The 22,823-nt window shown below is 60.1% G+C and carries 22 protein-coding genes; 10 read left to right on the forward strand and 12 right to left on the reverse strand.

What is annotated here, in order from left to right; translation table 11 throughout:
• Window positions 1-123: 123 nt before the first annotated feature.
• From KBP54_RS04255 to KBP54_RS04265, 3 genes are all read right to left on the reverse strand, one after another.
• Window positions 124-288 (reverse strand): hypothetical protein, encoded by a 165-nt coding sequence (locus tag KBP54_RS04255; protein ID WP_255366162.1) that lies wholly within the window; start codon window positions 286-288, stop codon window positions 124-126.
• Complete coding sequence (locus tag KBP54_RS04260) at window positions 285-521, reverse strand: hypothetical protein (RefSeq protein WP_256006412.1); 237 nt, start codon at window positions 519-521, stop codon at window positions 285-287. Before KBP54_RS04260 ends, KBP54_RS04255 begins: the two co-directional genes overlap by 4 nt.
• Window positions 522-753: 232 nt before the next feature.
• The gene (locus KBP54_RS04265) at window positions 754-1,248 is read right to left on the reverse strand and encodes a DUF1707 SHOCT-like domain-containing protein (protein WP_070976214.1); all 495 of its coding nucleotides are present in this window, start codon (window positions 1,246-1,248) and stop codon (window positions 754-756) included.
• 207 nt (window positions 1,249-1,455) lie between these two features.
• Between KBP54_RS04265 and KBP54_RS04270 the strand changes: the two genes are divergently transcribed.
• Window positions 1,456-2,073, forward strand: a complete 618-nt coding sequence (locus KBP54_RS04270) for a TipAS antibiotic-recognition domain-containing protein (RefSeq protein ID WP_255366163.1) — start codon at window positions 1,456-1,458, stop codon at window positions 2,071-2,073.
• Between the two features lie 436 nt (window positions 2,074-2,509).
• Window positions 2,510-3,490, forward strand: a complete 981-nt coding sequence (locus KBP54_RS04275) for an NAD(P)-binding domain-containing protein (protein WP_070976216.1) — start codon at window positions 2,510-2,512, stop codon at window positions 3,488-3,490.
• 78 nt (window positions 3,491-3,568) lie between these two features.
• On the opposite strand, the gene KBP54_RS04280 is transcribed toward KBP54_RS04275, so the two are convergent.
• The 4 genes from KBP54_RS04280 to KBP54_RS04295 form a co-directional block, all read right to left on the reverse strand.
• Entirely contained in the window at window positions 3,569-5,461 is a 1,893-nt protein-coding gene (locus tag KBP54_RS04280) for a heavy metal translocating P-type ATPase (protein WP_070479384.1), read from the reverse strand.
• Complete coding sequence (cmtR, locus tag KBP54_RS04285) at window positions 5,458-5,817, reverse strand: Cd(II)/Pb(II)-sensing metalloregulatory transcriptional regulator CmtR (RefSeq protein WP_070362728.1); 360 nt, start codon at window positions 5,815-5,817, stop codon at window positions 5,458-5,460. Before cmtR ends, KBP54_RS04280 begins: the two co-directional genes overlap by 4 nt.
• A 186-nt stretch (window positions 5,818-6,003) precedes the next feature.
• Window positions 6,004-6,552 carry a DUF488 domain-containing protein gene (locus KBP54_RS04290; protein ID WP_070976217.1) on the reverse strand — a complete coding sequence of 183 codons (549 nt, stop codon included), beginning with the start codon at window positions 6,550-6,552 and terminating at the stop codon, window positions 6,004-6,006.
• Between the two features lie 10 nt (window positions 6,553-6,562).
• Window positions 6,563-8,053, reverse strand: coding sequence for an HNH endonuclease signature motif containing protein (locus tag KBP54_RS04295; RefSeq protein ID WP_256006415.1), 1,491 nt, complete (start codon window positions 8,051-8,053; stop codon window positions 6,563-6,565).
• Window positions 8,054-8,199: 146 nt separating this feature from the next.
• On the opposite strand from KBP54_RS04295, the gene KBP54_RS04300 reads away from it, so the two are divergent.
• A complete protein-coding gene (locus KBP54_RS04300; protein ID WP_143000855.1) occupies window positions 8,200-8,541 on the forward strand; it encodes a hypothetical protein in 342 nt (113 codons plus the stop codon).
• Window positions 8,542-8,547: 6 nt separating this feature from the next.
• Window positions 8,548-9,045 (forward strand): 2'-5' RNA ligase family protein, encoded by a 498-nt coding sequence (locus KBP54_RS04305; protein WP_256006417.1) that lies wholly within the window; start codon window positions 8,548-8,550, stop codon window positions 9,043-9,045.
• Here the strand turns inward: KBP54_RS04305 and KBP54_RS04310 are convergent.
• The gene (locus KBP54_RS04310) at window positions 8,972-10,108 is read right to left on the reverse strand and encodes an FUSC family protein (protein ID WP_256006419.1); all 1,137 of its coding nucleotides are present in this window, start codon (window positions 10,106-10,108) and stop codon (window positions 8,972-8,974) included. The genes KBP54_RS04305 and KBP54_RS04310 overlap by 74 nt on opposite strands.
• A 150-nt stretch (window positions 10,109-10,258) precedes the next feature.
• Here KBP54_RS04310 and KBP54_RS04315 point away from each other — a divergent pair, with 150 nt between their 5' ends.
• Window positions 10,259-11,557, forward strand: coding sequence for an MFS transporter (locus KBP54_RS04315; protein WP_256006421.1), 1,299 nt, complete (start codon window positions 10,259-10,261; stop codon window positions 11,555-11,557).
• Here KBP54_RS04315 and KBP54_RS04320 read toward each other — a convergent pair.
• Complete coding sequence (locus tag KBP54_RS04320; RefSeq protein ID WP_256006422.1) at window positions 11,554-12,351, reverse strand: spermidine synthase; 798 nt, start codon at window positions 12,349-12,351, stop codon at window positions 11,554-11,556. The genes KBP54_RS04315 and KBP54_RS04320 overlap by 4 nt on opposite strands.
• Before the next feature lie 37 nt (window positions 12,352-12,388).
• Between KBP54_RS04320 and KBP54_RS04325 the strand changes: the two genes are divergently transcribed.
• Window positions 12,389-12,808, forward strand: a complete 420-nt coding sequence (locus tag KBP54_RS04325; protein WP_071573323.1) for a GNAT family N-acetyltransferase — start codon at window positions 12,389-12,391, stop codon at window positions 12,806-12,808.
• On the opposite strand, the gene KBP54_RS04330 is transcribed toward KBP54_RS04325, so the two are convergent.
• Entirely contained in the window at window positions 12,805-14,247 is a 1,443-nt protein-coding gene (locus KBP54_RS04330) for a DHA2 family efflux MFS transporter permease subunit (protein ID WP_256000408.1), read from the reverse strand. The genes KBP54_RS04325 and KBP54_RS04330 overlap by 4 nt on opposite strands.
• 61 nt (window positions 14,248-14,308) lie before the next feature.
• On the opposite strand from KBP54_RS04330, the gene KBP54_RS04335 reads away from it, so the two are divergent.
• Window positions 14,309-15,262, forward strand: coding sequence for a Dyp-type peroxidase (locus KBP54_RS04335; protein WP_256000409.1), 954 nt, complete (start codon window positions 14,309-14,311; stop codon window positions 15,260-15,262).
• Here KBP54_RS04335 and KBP54_RS04340 read toward each other — a convergent pair.
• Complete coding sequence (locus tag KBP54_RS04340; RefSeq protein ID WP_256006425.1) at window positions 15,259-16,665, reverse strand: DUF4185 domain-containing protein; 1,407 nt, start codon at window positions 16,663-16,665, stop codon at window positions 15,259-15,261. The two genes, KBP54_RS04335 and KBP54_RS04340, sit on opposite strands and share 4 nt — an antisense overlap.
• A 105-nt stretch (window positions 16,666-16,770) precedes the next feature.
• Window positions 16,771-17,268, reverse strand: a complete 498-nt coding sequence (locus KBP54_RS04345; RefSeq protein WP_070976231.1) for a ferritin — start codon at window positions 17,266-17,268, stop codon at window positions 16,771-16,773.
• A 154-nt stretch (window positions 17,269-17,422) separates the two neighbouring features.
• On the opposite strand from KBP54_RS04345, the gene fdnG reads away from it, so the two are divergent.
• Genes fdnG through nrfD form a run of 3 tightly spaced genes read left to right on the forward strand, consistent with a single transcriptional unit; the run spans window position 17,423 to window position 22,795 of the window.
• Entirely contained in the window at window positions 17,423-20,692 is a 3,270-nt protein-coding gene (gene fdnG, locus KBP54_RS04350) for a formate dehydrogenase-N subunit alpha (protein ID WP_255366166.1), read from the forward strand.
• 9 nt (window positions 20,693-20,701) lie between these two features.
• Window positions 20,702-21,700: a 4Fe-4S dicluster domain-containing protein gene (locus KBP54_RS04355; protein ID WP_070362714.1), complete on the forward strand. Its 999-nt coding sequence runs from the start codon at window positions 20,702-20,704 to the stop codon at window positions 21,698-21,700.
• On the forward strand, window positions 21,701-22,795 hold the full coding sequence (nrfD, locus tag KBP54_RS04360; RefSeq protein ID WP_070362713.1) for an NrfD/PsrC family molybdoenzyme membrane anchor subunit: 1,095 nt from the start codon (window positions 21,701-21,703) through the stop codon (window positions 22,793-22,795).
• Window positions 22,796-22,823 lie beyond the last annotated feature (28 nt).

A 22,823-nucleotide genomic window follows, 5' to 3' on the forward strand; every position in this document is an offset into this window, starting at 1 on the left:
TCGGGCAAAACTCGGAAACAGTTACGCCCTCAGCGCGCGCAAGCTTCGTTACGAATGATGCTTCCTCGCTGCTCAAACGGATTCTCAGGAACATAACTGCTACCTATCTCGTGGAGAAAACCTCTATGCTTTCTTCTCGTCTCGACGGAAACGTAAACCGCGTCGCGTTGTGCGGGTTTCGGTCGCAGATTGATCTTCGTCGCCGGTCGACTCGAGCGCTTTTTGCTCCTCCCGCTCCCGTCGCGCTTCGATTTCTGCGGCCTTTGCAAGCAGCGGGTCGTCGTTCATGTCGCGAATTTTCTCGGTGGCTTTTGCGCTTGACCCACCGCCGATTGGCGGGCGCGGTTCGCGGCATCGATGGTGTCGCCCGCTAGCGACACCACAGATTGACGCCATCCTTGGACCTGGAGACGCTCTGCGTCCTCCACGCTCATCCACAAATGCTGCGCAAACGCACTAATAATGTCATGAATTTCGTTCGCGTACGCGGTGATATGGCGAGCACGAATCGGGTTCGTCACTCCGCAGTACCCGCCGACGTCTCAGCCTCCCCGCCAGGCTCTGCAACCTCCGTAGACTCCACAACCGCGCCCGAATCCGGGTCCACCCACTGCGTGGAAGTGACCACCACGGTCTCGGCACGCCACCTCCGGCGCAACCCGTAACCACCCCGACAGAACTAGCTACAACAAGCGCGACCGCGCGACGAAAACGTATGCTCCCATTCTAATCGGAGCGCGCAGGAATTCTCGGCTACTTCCCAAGCTCCTTGCGTCGCTCGGCGGCGAGTTTCAACCGCTCGGCACGATCGGAACGTTCCTTCTCTAACAAGTCCTCGAGAATCTCGTCCTCCTCGTCGGAGATGTCGAAGACGGTGTACCAACCGACCGCGAGCATGCCCATCACCGGCCACACCACCCAGGCGTAGTCCAGGTCGAACCCAAGCCGCAGCACAAAAAATACCGCCAAACCGCCGATGAGGGTGGTGTAGATCGCGGTGTCCAGCTTCCGCTTCGCCGAGAGTTTCTCATCTAGCTCTAGCTCGGACGGCGTCCGCTTCTCCAGTGAGGCCGGTTCGGTCGGGAGGTCGTCGAAAAGCATGGAAAGCTCCCCGCGCGTGCGCGCAACTGCGGCCTGACCTGTGCGTTCTTCGAACTCTCCCACGTCCAGGTAACCGTCTGCGAACAGTGTGCCCAGCCGGTCCAGCGCTTCCGAACGCTCGGCGTCGCCCACGCGGATTTCGTCCATTAATGCTCCCAACTTGCACTTGCCCCTGCGGTAAGCTGTTCAATCGTAACCATGGTAGATGGTATCAAATACACGATCGGCGAAGCCGCGGAGGCCCTCGACGTTTCCACCGAGGCGCTGTGTCACTGAGAGGCGCTCGGCCTCATCACACCCGCGCGCACGTGGGCCGATCACCGCGTTTACAGCGAGGCGGACCTAGAGCGCGGCGTGGCCATCGCCCTCTACCGTGGAGTCGACGTGCCGCTTGCGCAGATCGCGCAGCTTCTCGACGCCTCTGGAGCCGCCCGCACCCGCGCCCTCAAACACCACCAAGAAGCACTCGCTTCTCGACGGCGCACGCTCGACGCCCAACTCACATCGGTCCAGCACCTCATTGACAACGCAACGAAAGGATCGATCGACATGGACGCAATGAAGAAGTACCTCGGCGAAGATATGCCCGCCTACCAGGAGGAGGCTGAGCAGCGCTGGGGTGATACCCCGGAGTGGGCGCAGTCCCAGAAAAAGCTCGCTCAAATGGGCGAAGGTGACTTCAAACGCTTGCAGGAAGAACAGGAAGCGCTCGCCGCGGATCTGATCGCCGCACGCGATTCCGGCGTGGATCCCGGCTCTGAGGAAGCCGCAGCACTGGTGGAGCGCCACCGCGCAAGCATCGCCCAGTGGTACGAGGCGTCCCCGGCTCGTCAGCTCATCCTCGCGCGCATGTACGTTGACGACGCATGCTTCCACGAAGCCTACGGCGGCGCGCAGGACTACCTGCTCGAGCTGGTCACCGCCCACGCGGCGGCCGAAGGCGTGGACGTGGGCAACCCGCAGTGGGGTTAGAAACGGAGCAGTGATCCTTCCAACTCTTGCTGGAGCAAAGGTCACGGTTTGGTTAGGTCTAGTGTTGTCGCGCCTATGCGATGACCAGCGAGCACCACGTCTTTTTTGCGTATTTTTACGAAACCGCGCAGCAGACACCACACCGTGCCCTGTTGCTACCTGAGTTGCTAGAGGTTCCCGGAGCGGTAGCGTCATGGCCGCATCCTGCGGTACTTCTCTGGATATACCTACTGTCTTTCGCGGAATGGTTATTTACAAACGACACGTCGTCGAGCTCAAGTTCAACGTGTAACGCGGGGTATTAAGGTGGAGATCGTTGATTACCATTGACAAGCTCCCGCGTTGGTGAACTCGCGGAGACACACCTGGGCGGGCATGAGCCCGATGAGAAACGACACTGAGTGGCGCTTCCGGGAGATTCTGGAGGGATGATCGATTGGCTGAGCATCATACGGCGATCGTCGTCGGTGGTGGCCAGTCCGGCCTAGCCACGTCGTACTACCTGCGACGCTACGAAGTGGACTTCTTGGTCCTAGACAACCAGGAGGAACCTGGTGGAGCGTGGTTGCATACGTGGCCGTCATTGACGCTTTTCTCCGCCGCGGAATTCTCCAATCTGCCCGGCTGGCCCATGCCGCACTACCCGGGGTACCCGCCTGCAAGTCATGTCATCGACTATCTGGAAAGCTACGAAAAACGGTACGACCTCCCGGTGAGGCGCCCAGTGCACGTTCGAAGCGCGTCCCACGAGGGAGGGACGTTCACCCTAGATTCGACCGCCGGTCAATTCACGGCGGAACACGTTGTCGCTGCCACAGGCACGTGGTCCGCGCCCTTCGTGCCCTACTATCCCGGCACTTTTCACGGACGCCAGTGGCATTCGTCGACCTACCCTGGTCCCGAACCATTCCGCGATGCGAAAGTTGCGGTGGTCGGTGGGGCGAACTCGGGTGCTCAGATCGCCGCGGACCTCATCGGGACGTCGGAGGTCACATGGTTCACACGTGAGCAACCGCGCTGGATGCCTGATGATGTCGATGGTCGCGATCTCTTTCTCCGCAGCCGCCGCCGGATTCTCGGTGGCGATGCCGACCCGAACCTCGGGGACATTGTCGCATTGCCTCATCTACGTGAGCTCCGCAACTCCGGTCAGCTCACCGCTACCCCCATCTTCGATAGCTTGAACGAGCTGGACCACGACCACCTGATCTGGTGCACTGGTTTTCGCCCAACCCTCGGTCCATTCCGCCACCTCATGCGCGGCCGCGAAGCCGCGGTGAAGAATCTGCATCTAGTCGGTTATGGCAACTGGACCGGCGACGGCTCGGCAACGCTGATGGGTGTGGGGCCTTTTGCCAAACACACTGCCCAGGTTGTTGCGGGCCGTGTCGATAAAGCTCGGCATCAAAAGTTTTGAGATGACGCTTGGTCCCTGAGCAGAACGATCCTTCTAAGATCCGCGTTGGGGAGCCAGCGCGCTGGACGAAAGTGTGGCTCAGCGCTTCGCTTGTGCAGCCCGCAGGCCGTTCAAGATCACGATGACTTCGGCGACCTCGTGAACCAATACGACGGCGGCCAAGCCCAGCACGCCGCTGATCGCCAGCGGCATCAACACGATGATGATAGCCAGAGACAGCACGATGTTCTGGTTGATGATCCTGCTGCCTCGGCGGGCGTGTTGCAGTGCCTGAGGGATCAGCCGGAGGTCGTGGCCGGTGAAGGCGACGTCAGCGGACTCGATCGCGGCGTCAGAGCCGGTCGCTCCCATCGCTATACCCACCGTTGCGCCCGCCAGTGCCGGAGCATCGTTGATGCCGTCGCCGATCATGGCCGTCGGTGTCTTGGAGGAGAGTTCGGCGACGATGCTTGCCTTGTCCTCTGGGCGTAGCTCGGCGCGCACATCGTCGATCCCGGCGATCTCAGCTAGCGCCCGGGCGGTGCGAGTGTTGTCGCCGGTGAGCATGCTCACCTTCACGTCGTTAGCGTGCAGGGTCTGCACAGCTTCGGGAACCTCGGGACGCAGCTCGTCGCGGACCCCGATCGCTCCGGCGAGGGTGTCATCGACGGTGACCAGGACGCAGGTCTGACCTTCGGACTCCATGCGCTCAACGTCTGCCTTCAGTGGCCCGGCGTCGATCCACCGGGGGCTGCCCACCAGCACCCGTCGACCTTCGACGGTGCCGCCGATGCCATGACCGGCTTCCTCGCTGATGTCCGAGGCGGCGGGTGCTTCGGGCGCCGCTGCCGCGATCGCCGCGGCGAGGGGGTGCGTCGATTGCTGCTCAACTGCCGCTGCGAAGGAAAGCACCTGGGCCCGATCGAATCCGTCCGCCGGGACCACCCCGGTAACCTCGGGCTGGTTGCGGGTAAGGGTTCCGGTCTTGTCCACCGCCAGGTGACGGATGCCGCCGAGCCGCTCGAACGCCGCGCCGGACTTGATGACCACGCCGAACTGGCTGGCCGCGCCGATCGCGGCCACGACCGTCAGCGGCACGGAGATTGCCAACGCGCACGGCGACGCTGCGACCAGAACCACCAACGCACGGGTGATCCACGTCTCGGGGTCGCCCAGCAGCGAGCCAATCACGCCGACCAGCACCGCCAGGATCATCACCCCGGGCACTAGGGGTCGGGCAATCCGGTCGGCGATCCGGGCGCGGTCGCCCTTTTCCGCCTGTGCCTGCTCGACCAGGTCCACGAGTGTGGTCAGCGAGTTGTCAGTTCCAGCTGCGGTCGTCTCGACCTCCAGCACACCGGCGGAGTTGATCGCTCCCGCGGGCACCTCGTCGCCCGGTGCGACCTCCTCCGGAATGGATTCTCCGGTGATCGCTGAGGTGTCAAGGCTGGAGCGTCCGGAACGAATGATGCCGTCCGTGGCGATCCGCTCCCCGGGGCGAACGAGCATCAGCTCGCCAACCACGAGGTCCTTCGCTGCGACTTCGACCGCCGTACCGTCGCGCTGCACCGTCGCGGTCTGTGGTACCAATTTCAACAGTGCTCGCAGTCCACTCTGGGCCCGGTCCATCGCCTTGTCCTCCAGCGCCTCGGCGATCGAGTACAGGAACGCTAGCGCCGCGGCCTCTCCGACGTAACCGAGGATTACCGCGCCGACCGCGCTGATTGTCATCAGCAAGCCAATGCCGAGCTTGCGCTTCGTGACAAGGTTCCGGGTAGCGCCGGGCGCGAACGTATACGCCCCCAACAGTAGGCCGACCCAGAACAGTACTGTCGCGGGTGCCTCTAGCCCGGACCAGCCCAGCGCCAGACCTATGCAGAGGGCTACGCCGGAGAAGATCGGCAGTAGCAACTCGGGGTCCTTCCACCATGGCCGATCGAGATCTTCGATTTCCGTGGTTGGTTCGTGTTCGCATCCACACGCTGAACTCATGCGTCCGTTCCTTTCTCGTCGCAGCCGGGCACCGAGCACTCAGGGTCGATGCACGGGGCATTCTCGTCGACAGCCAACGTCGCGTTCACTAGCGCGTTGAGCGCTGTCGCGAGGTGCGGATCGGCGATTTCGTAGCGTGTCTTGCGACCCTCCGGCTCGGCGACGACGATGCCGCAGTCACGCAAGCAGGTCAGGTGGTTCGAGACGTTCGAGCGGGTCAAGTCCAGGTCGCGCGAAAGCACAGCCGGGTAGCTCGGGCCGTCGAGTAGGGTCATCAGGATTCTGGAGCGCGTCGGATCCGCCATGGCCCGGCCGAGCCGGTTCATGACATCGAGGCGCGAAGCAATAGTCAGCATGTGCTGAACTATACAGTCAATACTGAACTATTTCAAACGCACTGAACTGACATTGAAGCGAAGAGTTTGCCACCTGTTCAATCAATGCATTTTGGGAGGCTTTTGAGAGGTTAGCGCCCCTCTAGCTAAAAATGGGCGCGTACTGCGGAAATGGGAACGGGGGCAGCGGTGGGTAGTTGAAACGTGCTACTTGGTCTCTTGCTCCGGGTAGCGTACTTTCTTATCCTCGCCGACGACAGCTCCGTCGTTAAGCTTCGCTGCACTTAGGGTGGGGCCATGCTGCGTCATTCCCATGATGTGCTGCACGTTGTCGCCGTGGGCCAGGAGGTGGTCGGCGATGATGCGTCGGTGGCAACGCCACCAGACTGCCTCTGAGCACATGATTACTGTTGGGTATGTCCTGGCTTGTTCCCTGAGCGCTTGGAGTGACTGTGCGAATTCGTCGCCAAGGGCGTGGTCCGCGTAGTTGTGAAAGCTTCGGTTGCGCCAGTTGCCGTTCACCTCGAAGGGGACTGTTTTGGACACGTTGCGCCGCCCGGTGAGCCCTTCGTTTCGGGAGTATTCGATGCCGTGCCCAGGTAAGTGTTGGGCAAGTTGATCGTCGTTGAACCAGGGGTACTTCCTGGAGCCGGGAAGCTTGCGCACGTCCACGACTGCACGCACGCCGGAAGCCTCGAGCATGCCCACGAATTGGTCAAACTCGAGGTTTGAATGGCCGACGGTAAAGATCTTCATGCCTCCGACCCTAGGCGCTTTGAGATAGTGGAGCCGTAACGGGAGGTGAGAGGCCTGGCGGATACAAGGCGGGGTCACGCTCTCCGGTCCGTACGCAGTTGCACCTGCCTTTTGCGGCGTAGATTCTGCTGACTGCCGAGTGTTTCGCAGGCACCGATTGGTTGAATTTCATTGGATCGGACGGGTGCTTTCGGTATCCCGCTTTGCCTGTTTGCGGGTCGAAATCCATGTAGTCCTTGTTAAAGGAGCCGTCTCTGTTGTCGTTGTTGTATCTGTGGTGCTCGCGGCAAAGACCAGTGAGGTTTTCGATATCGGTGTGTCCGCCCTTTATCCAGGCGAGGATATGATGTGCCTCACATTCTGACATAGGGGTGGTGCAGCCGAGCCAGGAGCATACTCCTTGGATGGCGAACATTGCGATTCGCTGTTCGACCGATGCGAGCCGGGTGGTTCTCCCCATCCACAGTGGTACTGAGGTGACGCCGTCCACTTGGAGGAGGAAGTCTGTAGTTCCGTCCATGCCGAGGCGTACAAGATCGAAACAGTCGACTTCGATGCCGGTGTTGGTGCCGTAAAGCATGGAAGCATCGCCGTCGGCGAGGTCGTCGAGAGTAAGTGCAATGACCACCGAGGCAGCGCCGCCGTTCGCCTTCTGGTGCGATTGCTCGTGTTGTTTGAAAATGGCGAAGAACTGGTCGAACCGACGTTGCTGCCGGGTGCGGGAGTCCACTTCGTCGTGCATCGCTGCTGGAAGGTTGGAGTTTGGCGCGAGGCCCTTGTCTGTGTGCGCTTTGATCAGGGCGGCATCTCCAGCCGTAGCGTTGATGTAGATGTCTACAGTGCCATCCGATTTGCGACGACCAATGGACATGCCACGATTTTCATACCCGGCATTAGGGTTGGTATGTGGGGCGTGTTTCCGGTTGACGTCGCTGACTGCGCGGCGAACGAACTGCCGGAGGTCTTCGGGGTTGCGACGTAAGCCCTCGGTCATGGCTGCGGAGTAGATGCGGGTGCGTTCGTCCACGCCAGCTTTGAGCAACTTGTCGAGTTCGCGCCGGATGATGTTTTGCTTCTCTGCACTAACCTGGGAAGACGTTCTTCTGGCAGTTGCCTGCTGCTGCTCCACTTCATGGGTGCGAGCGAAAAGCTCCTCGGTGCTTTCCTCGCTGGCCGGGGGAATGCTAGGTGCTGGCGGCTGGCCGAAGAGGAGTCGGCCGCGTTCAAGGCGGTTGTAGGCTTCGCCCTTTGACAGGTCGAGGCACTGCTGGAGGTACGCGTTGGGGTAGTTAGCGCCGACAATTCGGCCAGCTTCTTCGCGCTCGGCGATGAAGGCGAACGCGGCGTCGATAGTTGCCTTCTTTTTGAATTGCTCCTCGAGGCGTTCCATTTCGTGCCGGATATCACTGAATGTGAGGGCGGAGGGGTCGGCGAAAAGCTCACTTAACGTGCGCAGCGCTGCCGAAATATCGTTGACGCATCGGGTGATTGTGCTGGTCATGCCCCCTCTTTTCGTGAGTTGCTCTCACCCTATCAACCCCCGCCGACACAGATCGGCACGATTCGAACAAATGAACGAACTTTCTGGCGGTTTGGTACGTTGAGACGTGGCAGACAATCACTTGAGGGTGGAGGCGCTCGACGAACATGGCAAGCAATGACAGTGATGATCGCTACCGGTACATGGGTCTCGAGATGATTCCGACGCCATGTTGCAAAGCGAAAACCAGTGAGCCTTGCCTAGGGACGGGGTGGATGTGGCGGGTTGGAAACGGTGTCATGGCGCTGAAGCTCAACGATGACAAAGTGCTCACCGGCACTGGATATGGGTTTGATGACTACAAAGATTGGGGCCGAGGAGGCGACCTACAAGACGTGATCTTAAGCGCTGCCGCCGACGGGCTGAGCCTTCCCGATGCCCTCGAGCGTGTCCGCAAGGCGTTCGGCAACCCCGACGTTATCGTGGACCTGAAAGACATCAACGAGTGAGGTCGTATGTCCCCGGAGAACATTTTGCTGCGCTTGCCGAAGACGCAGGAGCAGGAGATTCGCAAGATTTATGAGGAGCTGGCGCAGCGCGGATTTCCCGTTCAGCAGCAGCGCCCGCACGTGTCAGTGACGTTCGCTCCTCAGATGGCTCGAAAGGTGATCGCCCGAGCAGGGGAACTCCTGCCCCAGTTATTGCCTGCGCGTCTGGACAGGGTAGGCACGGTGGTGTTCGGGACGAAGTCGAAGCAGACGGTGGCGTGGCTGCTGCAGGGCCCGGACGAGCTTGAGCGAGCAGCGCGGGAGCTCAACGAGCTCAATCCCGATGGCCGTGGTGCTCGGTGGATTCCGCACCTAACGATGGGGCTGCGCCTGCCGAAGGCGATCGTAGGGGACTATATCCAGGCACTTGCTGAAGTGACATCGCCACACTTCAGGGCTGTGGATGTGGAGTATGCGGCGCTGTATCAGCCGCGGTTTGGGTCAGAGTATCGGTTCGAGCCTTAGGAGCTTGAGACTTCGGCGCAGCAACGTTGAAGCGTTGTCGCACCAGGTGCGGGTTCGTTTTCGTGTATCCGATGGCGATAATTACGAGTGCTGACGCGGCACCGAGGATGGTTTCCGCACTGCGCGCAAGGAGCATTGGCGCGACGGGGGCAGGTTCGACGGCTTGGATCATCAGCAGGGCGGTCGGGGTGATGAAGCTCGCTGCCAGCGTGTAGTTGCGGGTGACATAGGTTTCGGTCAAGAACTGCAGGATGATGATCCATATCACGAACTGCCATTCCTGCATGTGGTGCGAGAGGAGGAACCCGGCGACGAGAATGCCGGAAAGGGTGCCGAGCATACGTTGCAAGGCACGAAAGTACTGCACGCGGTAGCGGTTGTTGACCAGCGGCACTACCGCAGCGACCATCGCCCAGTAGAAGTGCGACAGCGGGTCAATGAGAGCGACGGAGATGATGCCGATCGTTCCAGCGAGCAGGGGAGCGAGGAAGAATCGCGCTGCCTCTCGCTTCAGCGCCTGCTTATCGACGCCCACTTCCTCCCCTCGCGGTTCACGCACATTGGGACCTTCCCCTATGAGGTGCGATATTCTCCCGAGCCCAAAGCAAAGACCGGCCGTCGCAGCAGCGACTGCTGTAGCGATCAGTGGGTGTGCCGGGTGGGCAAGGGACCCCACCGCGGCGATTGCGAAGAGTACGAAGACGGACCCGGTTGGGCGTGTACCTGACCACAGCGCGATGGTCGCCCACACCGAGGACGCGACGGCAGAGATGAGCATAATGAGCCATTGGTTGGTGTGGGTCCAGGACATCGTCGCGCCAATTGCGATCGCGACCACGATGGCGGTACCAGCAAGGAGCTGGTGCCGTGCCCTGTCCTGACGGGTTTCGTGGCGTCCGTAGACACCGGTGAACGCGCCGAAGTTGGCGTAGATGGCGAGGTCGAAACGGCCGATCCACAGCAACAGCAGTAGTGGGATGGCTACCCCGGCGGCTGTGCGAAACGCCGGGATGTGGTCCCGTCGTGCGGGTGCCATCGTGAACATGGCGCGAAAATGGTTCAAAGATCAGCCCTTTCTCCCGGAAGTAACAGAGTTGTTACCTTAGCCCCCTGCCAGCCCTCTGTCACAGAACCCAAAAACGCCAATTGTGTCGGAGGCGGACGTACACTAAGTCCATTCAAATTCTCTTTTGACTGCGAGGGAGTAGCGGACATGGCTGCGACTGAAGGGCATATTCAATCCGCTGGGAAAATCCCGGCACGTCACCTGATGGTCATTATCGGTGCCTTGCTGGTAGAGGTGGCGTTTTCAATAACGCTGACTGGTCTGAGTTTCTTTACACCGGCGGTGCTCGGGGACTTTCCTGGGACCCGTGCAGGTGCGTTCATGATTTATTTCACTTTGTATGGCTTCGCTTCCGCGGCGTCAATGCCGGTGGCTGGCATGCTCATTGACCGAATCAAGGCGCCTGGCTTGTTGGTCCTTGGTGGTCTCATTGCTGCGGGTGGCTTGGTTGTCTTTTCCGCCGCACAATCTCTGTGGTGGTTTTATGCAGCCGGAATCGTCATTGGTATCGGCGTGGGGCTTTCGCTGCAGTACGTCCCGATCGTCGTTATCAATCGCTGGTTTGTGGCTAAACGAGGAACCGTGTTGGGCATCGTCCTGGCGGGAACAGGAGTGGGCGGTGTGATCCTCGGCGTAGTAGTGCCGATCCTGCTGAGGACCGTTGGATGGCGGACCTCGATGGTGATTATGGCCGTCGCAATGGTTGTGCTGACAACGGGACCGGCGTTGTTCCTGATCCGCAGCAACCCTGAGGATCTCGGCCTACGCCCGTACGGTGCGGAGGTGGCACCGGCAGATGAAGTGACCACGAAAACTGGTAACGAGCCGGGAATGACGCAGCGGGAGGCTTTTGGCAGCATCTGGTTCTACGTACTGGCGGCCTCATTGCTGTTGTTGGGCGCGATCTACGGGATGACGCAACACTTCGTGAACTATCTTTCTGGCAAGCCGTGGGGTGTGGAGCTTCGCCCAGAGGAGATTTCAACAATCATTATCACGGCAACGATTTGTCTGATTGTGTTCAAACCGTTTCTTGGCTGGTTCATCGATAAAATCGGCCTGGAGCGGGCCCTGTGGATCGTGCTGCTGATTGCGGCCGGCGCGACCGCGGCGTGGGCATACATGACCACGCTCCTGCCGTACGTGTTCTTCGTGATCTTCATCTTCCTCGGTACTGCAAGCGGCACCGTCGCCCCACCACTGATCGCAGAGCACTCGTTTGGTCAGAAAGAGTTCTCGAAAATTTGGGGCACGCTGGGGATGGCCTACCCAATTGGGCTTTCAATTGGTGCGGCTGTCTGGGGGTGGGTGAAAGACTACTTCGGCTCCTACGGCTACGGCTTTGTCTCTGTGCCGGTGTTCACATTGTTGGTGCTGCTCGGAGTGAGCGCAACGTTCCGCGGTGCCCGCAAGCTTTGGGTGCCGGAAGCGCAGCAGTTGGCCTAGTCGCGCCGGGCAAGGCTATCGGTGGAAACGCCCGTGAGCAGGGCCGTACCGTCTTTCACGGCCACGGTGGGGGCGGTGGTGGCGTCGAAAACTAAGGGGGCGTTGCTCGCGGCGACGATGACGTTGCCGTACTCGTGGCCGTCGAGCATTGCTGGCGGCGCGACGGCCACTGCGTAAGAGAACACCTCGAGGAGCCCGGCAACCTCTGCGCGGGTGTTTGGAAGCTGCTGCCTGTCGCCGATGTTCGCAATGTAGATGCCACCCGGACGAAGGGCGGCAGCGCAAGCGCGGAAGAACTCGACGGTGGTCAGCGGGCGAGGGGTGGAGGGACCACTGAAGACGTCGCGAACGATGAGGTCAAGGCTGCGTCGCTGGCAGGCATGCGTGAACGCGCGTGCTTCGGCGCAGCGGATTGTGACAGGTTCGAGGTTCTCATGAAATGCCCAGCGTACGAGCTGCGCGAGTTTCCGATCGATTTCCACCGCCGTCTGGTGGCTTTGGGGGTAGCGGTGTGCGAAATATGCAGGCAGCGTGCACGCAGCCCCGCCGAGGTGGACCGCGCGGAAATCCGAGGGCACGGTGTCGCCGGGGCTGATGAATCCCGTGATCCACTGCATGTAGTCGAACGTCAGCACCTCCGGCGCGCCAAGCACAACGTAGGAGCTTGGTACGCGGTTGAGCTCGAGGGTGTAGCCGCCGTCGCGAAGTTTATCGGCGATGATGGTCGCTCTGCCGGTGTCTACGGGGAATGTTCCCGTGATGTTTTTCTTTGGGGTGCGGGGTTTGCGTCGCATTTCATGCTCTACCTTTCAGCGTTTATTCTTACCTGTTATGTACACATTGCGTGAAGCTCGCCCCGAGGACCGCCAGGCGGTCGTCGATGTTTGGGATGAATCTGGCATTACCCAAGAATGGAATGACCCGCCGACCGATTTCGATCTTGCGATGGAAAGTCCTGGTAGTACGGTGCTCGTTGCTGAGTCTGCAGAAGGTGTCGTTGACGGTGCGACTATCGTAGGTTTCGACGGCCACCGCGGGTGGATTCACATGACAGGAGTGCGCCCTAGCGCTCGGGGAGGCGGCGTGGGGCGCTTGCTTTCCGACGGTTGCGTGCAATGGCTGCGCGAACGTAAAGCCCCAGCAGTGCACCTGATGGTGGCAGAAGGCAACGACGCAGGGCGTGCTTTCTGGGAGCACCTCGGCTACTTCAAGATTGAGCCACCTGTGTACATGATTTCCCTGGAAGATTAATCGTTCCAAGACTGGGTGCGCACAAATCTGGTGGAAACCAGTACACCAACGATGACGAGGCTCAACGGCAGAAGCATAGACGTGGACATCGCCTGCGCGAATGGTTGGTGAAGCACGTCGGGGAGCGCTTGGGTGCTCCCGCCGCCGGAAAAGTCGGCAGCCGCCGGCCCGAGCTGGCGCGTGAGCTGCTGCGACATCATTGCCGCGATACCTGCAGAGCCAATGACCGCGCCAAGTTGGCGCACGGTGTTATATACGCTGGAGCCCGCCCCTGCCAGGCGCGGATCGAGGTTTCGCGTCGCGATCATGGACAATGGCCCCCACACCATGGAGTTGCCAAACCCGTTGATCACGGAGACCGCGAGTAACCACATTGGGGAGACACTCGGGTCGGTAATGAAGGCCGCGGCACCAATCGCGACCGCGACGAGCGAGAGCCCTGCGATCGCGAACGGCTTGGGCTGATGCGTGTTGGTGAGCTTGCCGACCCAAGGCGAGAAGCATCCAGAAATCAATCCCGCGGGAAGCAGGAGCAACGCTGCTTGGGTTGGCGAGTAGTGTTGCACGTTTTGCACGTAGATCATCCACGGAATGACGTAGGTGGAGATTGCAAACCCAACCGTAGAAATTGCTACGCAGGCGAGGGAAAAGTTTCGGTCAGAAAACAGCTCCAACGGCACCAACGGATCCCGGGTGGTTTTTGTTTGCCACCATACGAAGAGCGACAGCAACACGGCGCCGGCGCAAATGAGCGCAACGATGGGGAAGCTCCACGAAAACGTCTGTCCTTCCTGGATGCCGAACACCAGGCAGAACATGCCCGAAGCCGACAGAGCGACGCCAACCCAGTCAAACGTCCGTGCATTTTGCTCAAGCCTCGGCACGAAGACCCACGCCAATGCGATGCCAACAATGCCCACCGGGACGTTGATGATGAAGATCCACGCCCAGCCCCAGGCGTCCACGAGGAGACCGCCGAGCAGCGGCCCAACGATTGTCGCTACCCCTGCCGTTGCGCCCCAGACGCCCATGGCGCCACCCCGCTGCTGCGGTGCGAACGTGCGCAGCATCACCGACATCGTCTGCGGTGTCACTAGGGCACCGCCAAAGCCCTGCACAGCCCGGGCAAGAATCAGAGCCTCGATCGAGGTCGCCAAACCGCACGCCAGCGAGGCGACCGTGAACAGGCTCAAGCCACACAGGTACACGGTCCGCGGTCCGATCCTGTCTCCGAGCCGCCCCGTAATCAGCAGCGGCACCGCGTACGCCAGCAAGTACGAACTGTTCACCCAGATAATCTGGCTGTAGGTGGCGTTAAACGCGGTGGAAATCGCAGGAATAGCGACGGCAACGATCGTTGAGTCCACCAGAATCACGAAAAACCCGACCATCATCGACCACAACGCCGCCCAGGGCCCTGTGCTGCGGGGAGTCTCCATCGCACTGACTCTACCGGGTGGTCGCCAGTGGCGAAAGAGCATAGGGCATATGATGGCACCTATGAGCGATATACATTCGACAGAAGTCTCCCAGAACGTCATCCTCCCGCAGTCAAAAGACGCAATCTTTTTGACGCTCACCATCGCACAAGGGCACGAGCGCGACGTAGTAGACATCATCGGTGGCCTTGCAGGGCTCGTCAACGGTGTCGGCTTCCGCTGGCCAGAGGCTCACTTAAGTGCGGTCCTCGGCATTGGCGCCTCGATGTGGGACCGCCTCTTTACCGTGGAAAAGCCCGAAGGCCTCCACGAATTCGTCGAACTGCAAGGGGAGAAGCACCACGCGCCGTCGACACCAGGCGACCTGTTCTTCCACATCCGTGCCGACGAATATGACGTCGCATTCGAGCTTGCTCGCCGCATCACGAAACAGCTCGGTGACGCCATCGAAGACTTTGACGAGACGCACGCTTTCCAGTACCAGGACTTCCGCGACCCTCTCGGGTTTGTCGACGGCACTGAGTCCCCGCGCGGCCAAGACGGCATCGCAACGGCGATTATCCGCGAAGGAAAGTGGGCGGGTGGCAGCCACATCGTGCTGCAAAAGTACGTCCACGATCTGAAAGCCTGGGACGATTTACCCGTCGAGGAGCAGGAGCGTGTCATCGGCCGAACGAAGCACGAAGACATCGAGTTCGACGACGACGCGAAACCGGCCAACAGTCACGTTGCTGTGAACTCGATCGAAGATGAAGACGGCGAATCGTTGGAGATCGTCCGCAACAACCTCACCTTCGGTGACGCAGCCGGCCAGCAGGGCACATTCTTTATGAGCTACGCGAAGGACGTCGCCATCACCGAGCGGATGCTGCGCCGCATGTTCATCGGAGAGCCAGTTGGCAACTATGACAGAATCCTCGACTTTTCCACGGCACTCACCGGGTGCAACTTCTTTGCACCGCCGAAAACATTCATGGAAAACGTCGAGGATTACGTCAAGGAAGAACTGCGCTAACCCACAAGCTGCTGTAACTGCGGTGGTAGGTACTCGCGGATGGTAGGCCACGTCACCGCAGCGATTAAGCCCAGCCCGGCGAGCACACCAACCGTGATGAGCGCCGCCTTCGTCTTGGAACTGCCCTCCGAGGACATCAGGTTATCTTCGGCGTCCATGTCATCGGTCTGCGGTGGGTTTGGTGTGACGTTGACGTCGACATCGTTTTGGTCGTGCGGGCGCATCGCTTCAGGGTCAATACCGAAGAACGTGTCCAGGCCCTTGACGTTGAACTGCGTCGACATGTAGCGTTCGTTGGTGTTCGTGTTCCACTGCGAAATGACGACGTCGAGGTTCGCGATCGTGGAACCCGGTACGATGTACCCACCGTAAGGTTGGGAGAAATTCATCGGCGTCTGCTGAAAGTCCCAGTAGCCATTCTTGGCGATTGTCGCGACAGGCACGTCGTTCCAGCTTTGTGGCAGCGTATCCGAAATGCGGACCTCGACGGCGAGCGTGGCCTCGTTGAACATCACGAACACCCAGTGGTTGTCGATGTATCGCAGGTTCATCTCGCCGGCCTTGATCTTGTTACCGTGCAGGATCGCGCCAGCTTCGTTGCCCCACTCGTCGGTGTTGGGATTATATAGCTCCCAACTCTCTTGACTGCCAATCTGCTCCTCGGTAAAGCGAGCCAGGTACACCGGGTGCTCGCGCTGGAAGCCGGACATCACTGCGTAGATGTAGCCGTCTGGCCCTTTTTCCCAAGAGATGAGCTGGCCAAGGCCATTGAGGTAGTAGTTAGGGGTGCGCCCGATGCTCTTCCAGGTTTTCCCCTCGTCTGTGGACTTCCATGTCTGTGTCTCGAGCACATTGCCGATGCCACGGTTCCACATGCCCTGCATGTACAGCGTTCCGTTGATGTTGATCACATCGGACGGGATGAGGGTCAGGTTGTCGCCTTCTTTCCGGTAGTAGTTGATCAGGCCGTATGCGTCACGGTGCCCCTTGAGCGGGCGAAGGATTTCGATCTGTCCGTTATTCATTCGCGCAACCACGCCAATGGGGCTGATCCAGTCGCCTTCCCCAAACTTTTTGCCGCGGAATGAGTCGCCGAAGATCATCGCGAATTCGTCACCGTTGAGCGGTGTCATGGCGCCCAAGTCGCCGGCCCCAATGCCGACATGTGCAGCCCACGGGCCGAGCACATCACCCATGATTTGGACGACGGTGCCATCTGGCATCTTCATCGGTTTTTGCTTTGGCTTCGTCGGAAGATCTTCAGGGCCATGCGGCCGGATCGTAGGCCAGGCAGGCAAAATCGAGTTCGCTTGTGCGTGTGCGACAGGAATCGAAAGACCGGTCGCAGCAAGAGCAAGAGTAGTGGCACAGGCGATAATTCGGGTCAAAGGCGGCAAAGGCATGGGGCTCCTGGGATGAAACGTCGTGAGGCAAAATATTCGACGTCCCCTTTCACCGCAGCAGGCTGTGGGGAAGTGGACGTCGATAATTATTGGGCGAATATTGGGTTAGTTCGAAGAATCGTTGCGCTGACCAAGACCCGAGTCCAGGCGCAGCAGTCCAGAACCATCATTGCCGACAAGTGTCAGCTGGTCAACAATCTCGGAAACCGTTGCCTCTTCGCTGATCTGCTCGTCGAGGAACCACGTGATGAGGGAGCGGGAATCGAAGTCCTTGACCTCATCGGCGATGCCAGCGATGTTTCGAATCATCGCGGAGACCTTGCGCTCGTGCTCAAGCGCCGCCTGGAACGCCGCCAGTGGGGAATCGATCGAAGGTGCGTCGAGTGCGACGGTGTGCAAGGTGACGTCGTGACCCCGGTCGATGAGGTGCGTTGCGAACTTCTCTGCGTGGTCGCACTCTTCCTGCGCCTGCTCAGCAAACCAGGATGCGAAGCCCGGGAAAGACTGTGCCTCCATGGTGTAGGCGAGCTGGCGGTACAGCAGTGCCGCCTGGTATTCCGCAGTGACCTGCTCGTTCATTGCATCTTGCAATTTCTTGTCCATAGTCAAGCTCCTTTGAAGGTGTAGTTGAAAACTGATGTTACGGCGCTATTTTACGCCTGCGAGGCAAAAATGCATCAAAAGTAAGGGTATCCTAATCAATGACCTGAGGGTATGTCGATGGGGAACCTTCGCAAAATGGGCTATCCTTGCCGGTATGTCTCGTTTTAGTCCCTTAAATTGGCCGGTTGTGCGCCAGATACGCGGTGGTGACGCCTTCGCCCGAGGCGAAAACACCGAATCTGCGCGCAGCCAAGAAATGGAAGGCCGCATTGTAGAAGCGGACCGCGTTGTCAAGAGCGTGTGTCCGTACTGCGCTGTTGGCTGTGGCCAGCGCGTATATGTAAAAGACAATAAGGTCATTCAAATTGAAGGCGACCCGGATTCTCCGCACTCACGCGGACGCCTGTGCCCGAAGGGTGCAGCTTCCGAGCAGCTCGTCAACGCGGAAAACCGCGTGACCGACATTCTGTACCGAGCACCGCGCTCCAAGGAATGGGTCAAGCTTGACCGCGAAACCGCCATGGAAATGGTCGTCGACAGGTTCCTCGAAGCCCGTGAAAACGGCTGGCAGGACTTCGACGACAAGGGGCGCCCTGTGCGTCGAACCATGGGCATCGCAGGCCTGGGCGGCGCCGCGATGGATAACGAGGAAAACTACCTGATCAAGAAGCTGTGGACTGCAGCGGGCGCGGTGCAGGTAGAAAACCAAGCTCGTATATGACACTCTTCCACGGTTCCCAGTTTGGGATCCTCGTTTGGACGCGGTGGAGCGACCCAGCCACTGCAGGACATGGCGAATGCGGACTGCATTGTCATCCAAGGGTCTAACATGGCCGAAGCGCACCCAGTTGGGTTCCAGTGGGTCATGGAGGCGAAGGCGCGTGGTGCACGAATCATCCACGTTGACCCTCGATTCACGCGTACGTCGGCGATGGCGCATAAGCACATCCCGATTCGTGGTGGTACCGACATTATTCTGTTGGGTGCTGTCATCAACTACGTGCTGGAAAACAACCTGTACTTCGAGGAGTACGTCAAGGCATTCACCAACGCTTCGACGTTGATCAGTGAGGAGTTCCAGGACACCGAGGACCTCGAAGGTCTGTTCTCTGGATACGACCCTGAAACGGGCGGCTACTCCAACGAGTCGTGGCAGGCGCGCAAGAAATGGGATGCGCAGACTTCGTGGGACGTTGAGAAGGATGAAACCCTTCAGGATCCGCGAACAGTCTTCCAGATTTTGAAGCGCCACTACTCCCGCTACACCCCGCAGGTTGTTGCTGAGTCGTGTGGTATTTCCGAGGAGGACTTCTACTTCCTCGCGAACTCGATTGCGGAGAACTCTGGCCGCGATCGCACTACCTGCTTCGCGTACGCGCTTGGCTGGACTCAGCACACGTTGGGCGCACAGTTCATCCGTACGTGTGCGATCCTGCAGACGCTGATGGGCAACATCGGCCGTCCGGGTTCGGGCATCATGGCGCTGCGTGGCCACGCATCGATTCAGGGCTCCACGGACGTGCCGACGCTGTTCCACATCCTGCCTGGCTACCTGCCGATGCCGCAGTCCACGCACCAGACGTGGGACGAGTACTTGGCAGCAGTGTCGAAGCGTGATCAGAAGGGCTTCTGGCAGACCGGCGACACCTTCGCTGTGTCGTTGATGAAGGCCTACTGGGGTGACGCCGCAACCGAGGAGAACAACTGGGGCATGGACCTCATGCCAAGGTTGACTGGTGCGCACTCGACGTACCACACGCTGCAGCTGATGAACCAGGGGCTTGTCGACGGCTACTTCGTCTTCGGCCAGAACCCTGCGGTTGCGCAGTCGAACGGTCGCATTCAGCGCATGGCGCTGACCAAGCTGAAGTGGCTCGTCGTACGTGATTTCTCTGAAATCGAAACGGCAACGTTCTGGAAGGACTCTCCAGAGGTGCAGTCCGGTGAGATTTCGCCGGAGGAGATCGACACTGAGGTGTTCCTCTTCCCAGCTGCGAACCACGTTGAGAAGGCAGGTACGTTTACCCAGACCTCGCGCGTGCTGCAGTGGCGCTACAAGGCCAAGGATGCGCCGGGCGATGCCGAGAGTGACCTCGAGTTCTTCTACGACTTGGGACTTCGCTTGAAGGAGCGAGTCAAGGACTCGACCGACCCGCGCGACGTGCCGTTGCAGAAGATCACCTGGGACTACGAGTGCGATGAGCACGGTGAGATTCTGCCGGAGTCGGTGCTGAAGGAGATCAACGGCTACTACCTCGACGGTCCTCGCAAGGGACAACTCGTAGACAAGTTTGCGGATCTCAAGGCTGACGGCTCAACCTCCTCCGGCTGCTGGATTTACTGTGGTGTGTACGCCGACGACGTCAACCGTTCGGCGAACAAGCGCCCAGGCCAGGAGCAGAACGCGATGGCGTTGGAGTGGGGCTGGGCATGGCCAATGAACCGCCGCGTGCTCTACAACCGTGCTTCTGCGGATCCGGATGGCAAGCCATGGTCGGAGCGCAAGAAGCTGGTCTGGTGGAACGAGGACAAGGAGCTGTGGGAGTCCGACGATGTTGTGGACTTCCCGGTCAACCGCGCACCTGGGTTTAAGCCAGAGCGCGACGCGGTTGGTCCTGCGGCGCTTGCCGGTGATGATGCGTTCATCATGCAGCCTGACGGCAAGGCTTGGCTGTTCGCGCCAACCGGAATGGTTGACGGCCCGATGCCGACGCACTACGAACCGCAGGAGTCCCCGTTTGCGAACCCGCTGTACAAGCAGCAGCAGTCGCCGTCGCGAATTGTGATGCGTGGGGAGGACAACCTCTCGGCGCCGAACTTTGGCGAGCCGGGTGTTGGCGTGTACCCGTACATGCTGAACACCTACCGTCTGACGGAGGCGTACACCTCTGGTTCGATGACGAGAAGCTTGCCGTTCTTGGCGGAGTTGCAGCCGGAGCTGTTCTGTGAGGTCTCGCATAAGCTGGCCGAAGCGGTCGGTCTCAAGAATGGTGACTGGGCGACGATCATCTCGCCGCGCAACGCCATCGAGGCGCGAGTGCTGGTCACGGAGCGCATGAAGACTCTGGTCATTGACGGTCACGAGTTCCAGCAGATTGGTATGCCGTACCACTTCGGCGCAGGTTCTTACGCCGAGGTCGAAGGCGATGGACCGAACGACCTTTTGGGCATCATGCTGGACCCGAACGTCAACATCCAGGCGTCGAAGGTTTCCGCGGTTGATATCCGGCCGGGCCGACGCCCGCGCGGCGAGGACCGCATGAAGCTGGTGCGTGAGTACCAGCGCCGTGCGCGCCTGACGGAGGACACCGGTACCAAGCTGACCGACGAGTCGAAAGACGTCATCGTTGGTGAGCAGCTCGGTGACACCGAGGCGGCGAAGTACGACTCGACGAAGAAGAATATGGCGAACGGGGAAGGATAGGTTTTGACGATGAAAACGAAGAATCAGATCACCGAATCCCCAGCCAACATCGGGTACGAGAAGGAGGCTCGCAAGGCTTTCTTCACGGATACGTCGATTTGTATTGGCTGCAAGGCGTGTGAGGTTGCATGTAAAGAATGGAACCGAAACCCGCAGGACGGCTACAAGTTGTCTGGTAACTCCTACGACAACACCGGTTCGCTGAACGCGGACACGTGGCGCCACGTGGCGTTCATTGAGCAGGGCGAGGACCGGATTCTGCAGGCTCGTGAAGAGGGTGCAAAGCTCGTCGGGCTTGGAATGCCGAGCGTCAAGCCTGCCGAAGAGGCTTCCACCCGCGCGGTATTGCCGGATACTCCGGATTTCCGCTGGCTGATGTCCTCCGACGTGTGCAAGCACTGCACGAACGCTGGTTGCTTGGACGTGTGCCCGACGGGTGCGTTGTTCCGCACCGAGCACGGCACCGTCGTCGTACAGGATGACGTCTGCAATGGCTGCGGTACCTGCGTTGCTGGCTGCCCGTTCGGCGTCATTGAGCGTCGTAGCGATGGTGGCGTTCGCAAGCGCAACGAGCGTTCCGGCAAGGGTGAGGACTTCACACCTGGTGAGAGCGCGCCGATTAAGAACATCGGGGTGGCTCAGAAGTGCACCATGTGCTTCGACCGCCTTCAGGTGGGCGAGCAGCCGGCGTGTGCCAAGACCTGCCCGACGACGTCAATCAAGTACGGCACCTACGATGAAATGCTCGCGCTTGCGAAGGCGCGCGTGAAGGAACTGCACGCGCAGGGTATGACGGAAGCTCGCCTGTATGGCGCAAACCAGAACGACGGCGTAGGCGGTACAGGATCAATCTTCCTGCTGCTGGATGCGCCAGAGGTCTACGGGCTTCCACCAGACCCAGTGGTTCCAACGGCGAACTTGCCGGAGCTGGCGAAGCGCGGCGTCATTGCCGCAGCCGGAATGGTTGGCACTATTGCAGCCGCGGTCCTGATCGGAGGTAGGAAGTAAATGGCTGAGTTTGATAGCTACCGTCCACCGCAGGAGCCGCGTCGTCCGCGGCGACGTGATCAAGCGGAAGGCGAGCGCCCACGGGGCCCGAAGAAGCGTCGTGGCGAAGAGCTGATGGTGCCGGAGGCAAGCTTCGAGCACTTTGACTCCTACTACGGCAAGCCGATTGTGAAGTTCCCGCCGTGGGAGTGGCCGATTGGTGTCTACTTCTTCCTCGGCGGCCTCGCCGGAGGTTCCTCCTTGTTGGCCGTGGGAGCTGACGCGACAGGCAACAAGGAGCTGCGTCGCAACATGCGGATTAGTTCGATGGCTGCCGCCGCGGTGGGCTCCGGTTGCCTGGTGCTCGACCTTGGTCGCCCGGAGCGCTTGCTGAACATGTTCCGCGTGTTCAAGTTGTCATCTCCGATGAGTGTCGGTTCGTGGCTGCTGGGCTCGTTCTCCGCGTTGCAGGGGCTTGCTATGCTTCCGGAACTCGACGAGCTGACTGGCAAGAAGCTGCCGCTGCCAAGCCCGCTGCGCTCGTTTATTGAGTTCGCAGCGACCCCGGCTGGTATTGCTGGCGGTGTGCTTGCCTCGCCGCTCGCGGCGTACACCGCGGTGCTGATCGGCAACACGTCGGTGCCTGCATGGCAGGAGGCGGGCAAGAACCTACCGTTCGTGTTCGTATCATCTGCGACCGCAGCGACGGGTGGCATGGGCTTGCTCACCACTTCGACGGAGAATGCTGCTGTGCCGCGAGCACTCGGTGTCGTGGGCGCAGCCGCCGATGTCGCAGCGACGTCCTACATGACGAGCCAACTGGACGACGTCTCTAAGGAAGCGTTTTCCACGGGCAAGGCAGGCAAGCTTTTCAAGGCTTCCGAGGTTTGCCTCGCGGTTGGTGGCGTTGGCGCGCTGTTCAGTAAAAAGAGTCGAGTACTCGCAGGTATTTCGGGTGTCGCGTTGATGGCGGGGTCCTGCCTGACTCGTTTCGCGGTGCTCGAGGCCGGTAAGCAGTCCACCGAGGACCCGAAGTACGTCGTTGAACCGCAGCGGGAGCGCCTGCGCAAGCGCCGTGAAGCGGGCAAGGTTGATGACGGCATCACTACCGCCTAGCTGCTACTGGAGCTAAGACGCAACACTG

This window comes from Corynebacterium pseudogenitalium, from assembly GCF_024453815.1.
Lineage (GTDB): Bacteria > Actinomycetota > Actinomycetes > Mycobacteriales > Mycobacteriaceae > Corynebacterium > Corynebacterium pseudogenitalium.

Coding starts and splice junctions, on each gene's coding strand:
- KBP54_RS04280 (WP_070479384.1), bottom strand. CDS start 5,461: ATGAGTTCAGCGTGTGGATGCGAACACGAACCAACCACGGAAATCGAA.
- KBP54_RS04345 (WP_070976231.1), bottom strand. CDS start 17,268: ATGGACAAGAAATTGCAAGATGCAATGAACGAGCAGGTCACTGCGGAA.
- KBP54_RS04335 (WP_256000409.1), top strand. CDS start 14,309: ATGAGCGATATACATTCGACAGAAGTCTCCCAGAACGTCATCCTCCCG.
- KBP54_RS04330 (WP_256000408.1), bottom strand. CDS start 14,247: ATGGAGACTCCCCGCAGCACAGGGCCCTGGGCGGCGTTGTGGTCGATG.
- KBP54_RS04255 (WP_255366162.1), bottom strand. CDS start 288: ATGAACGACGACCCGCTGCTTGCAAAGGCCGCAGAAATCGAAGCGCGA.
- KBP54_RS04315 (WP_256006421.1), top strand. CDS start 10,259: ATGGCTGCGACTGAAGGGCATATTCAATCCGCTGGGAAAATCCCGGCA.
- KBP54_RS04325 (WP_071573323.1), top strand. CDS start 12,389: ATGTACACATTGCGTGAAGCTCGCCCCGAGGACCGCCAGGCGGTCGTC.
- KBP54_RS04320 (WP_256006422.1), bottom strand. CDS start 12,351: ATGCGACGCAAACCCCGCACCCCAAAGAAAAACATCACGGGAACATTC.
- KBP54_RS04290 (WP_070976217.1), bottom strand. CDS start 6,552: ATGAAGATCTTTACCGTCGGCCATTCAAACCTCGAGTTTGACCAATTC.
- nrfD (WP_070362713.1), top strand. CDS start 21,701: ATGGCTGAGTTTGATAGCTACCGTCCACCGCAGGAGCCGCGTCGTCCG.
- KBP54_RS04300 (WP_143000855.1), top strand. CDS start 8,200: ATGGCAAGCAATGACAGTGATGATCGCTACCGGTACATGGGTCTCGAG.
- KBP54_RS04355 (WP_070362714.1), top strand. CDS start 20,702: ATGAAAACGAAGAATCAGATCACCGAATCCCCAGCCAACATCGGGTAC.
- KBP54_RS04295 (WP_256006415.1), bottom strand. CDS start 8,053: ATGACCAGCACAATCACCCGATGCGTCAACGATATTTCGGCAGCGCTG.
- KBP54_RS04305 (WP_256006417.1), top strand. CDS start 8,548: ATGTCCCCGGAGAACATTTTGCTGCGCTTGCCGAAGACGCAGGAGCAG.
- KBP54_RS04340 (WP_256006425.1), bottom strand. CDS start 16,665: ATGCCTTTGCCGCCTTTGACCCGAATTATCGCCTGTGCCACTACTCTT.
- KBP54_RS04265 (WP_070976214.1), bottom strand. CDS start 1,248: ATGGACGAAATCCGCGTGGGCGACGCCGAGCGTTCGGAAGCGCTGGAC.
- cmtR (WP_070362728.1), bottom strand. CDS start 5,817: ATGCTGACTATTGCTTCGCGCCTCGATGTCATGAACCGGCTCGGCCGG.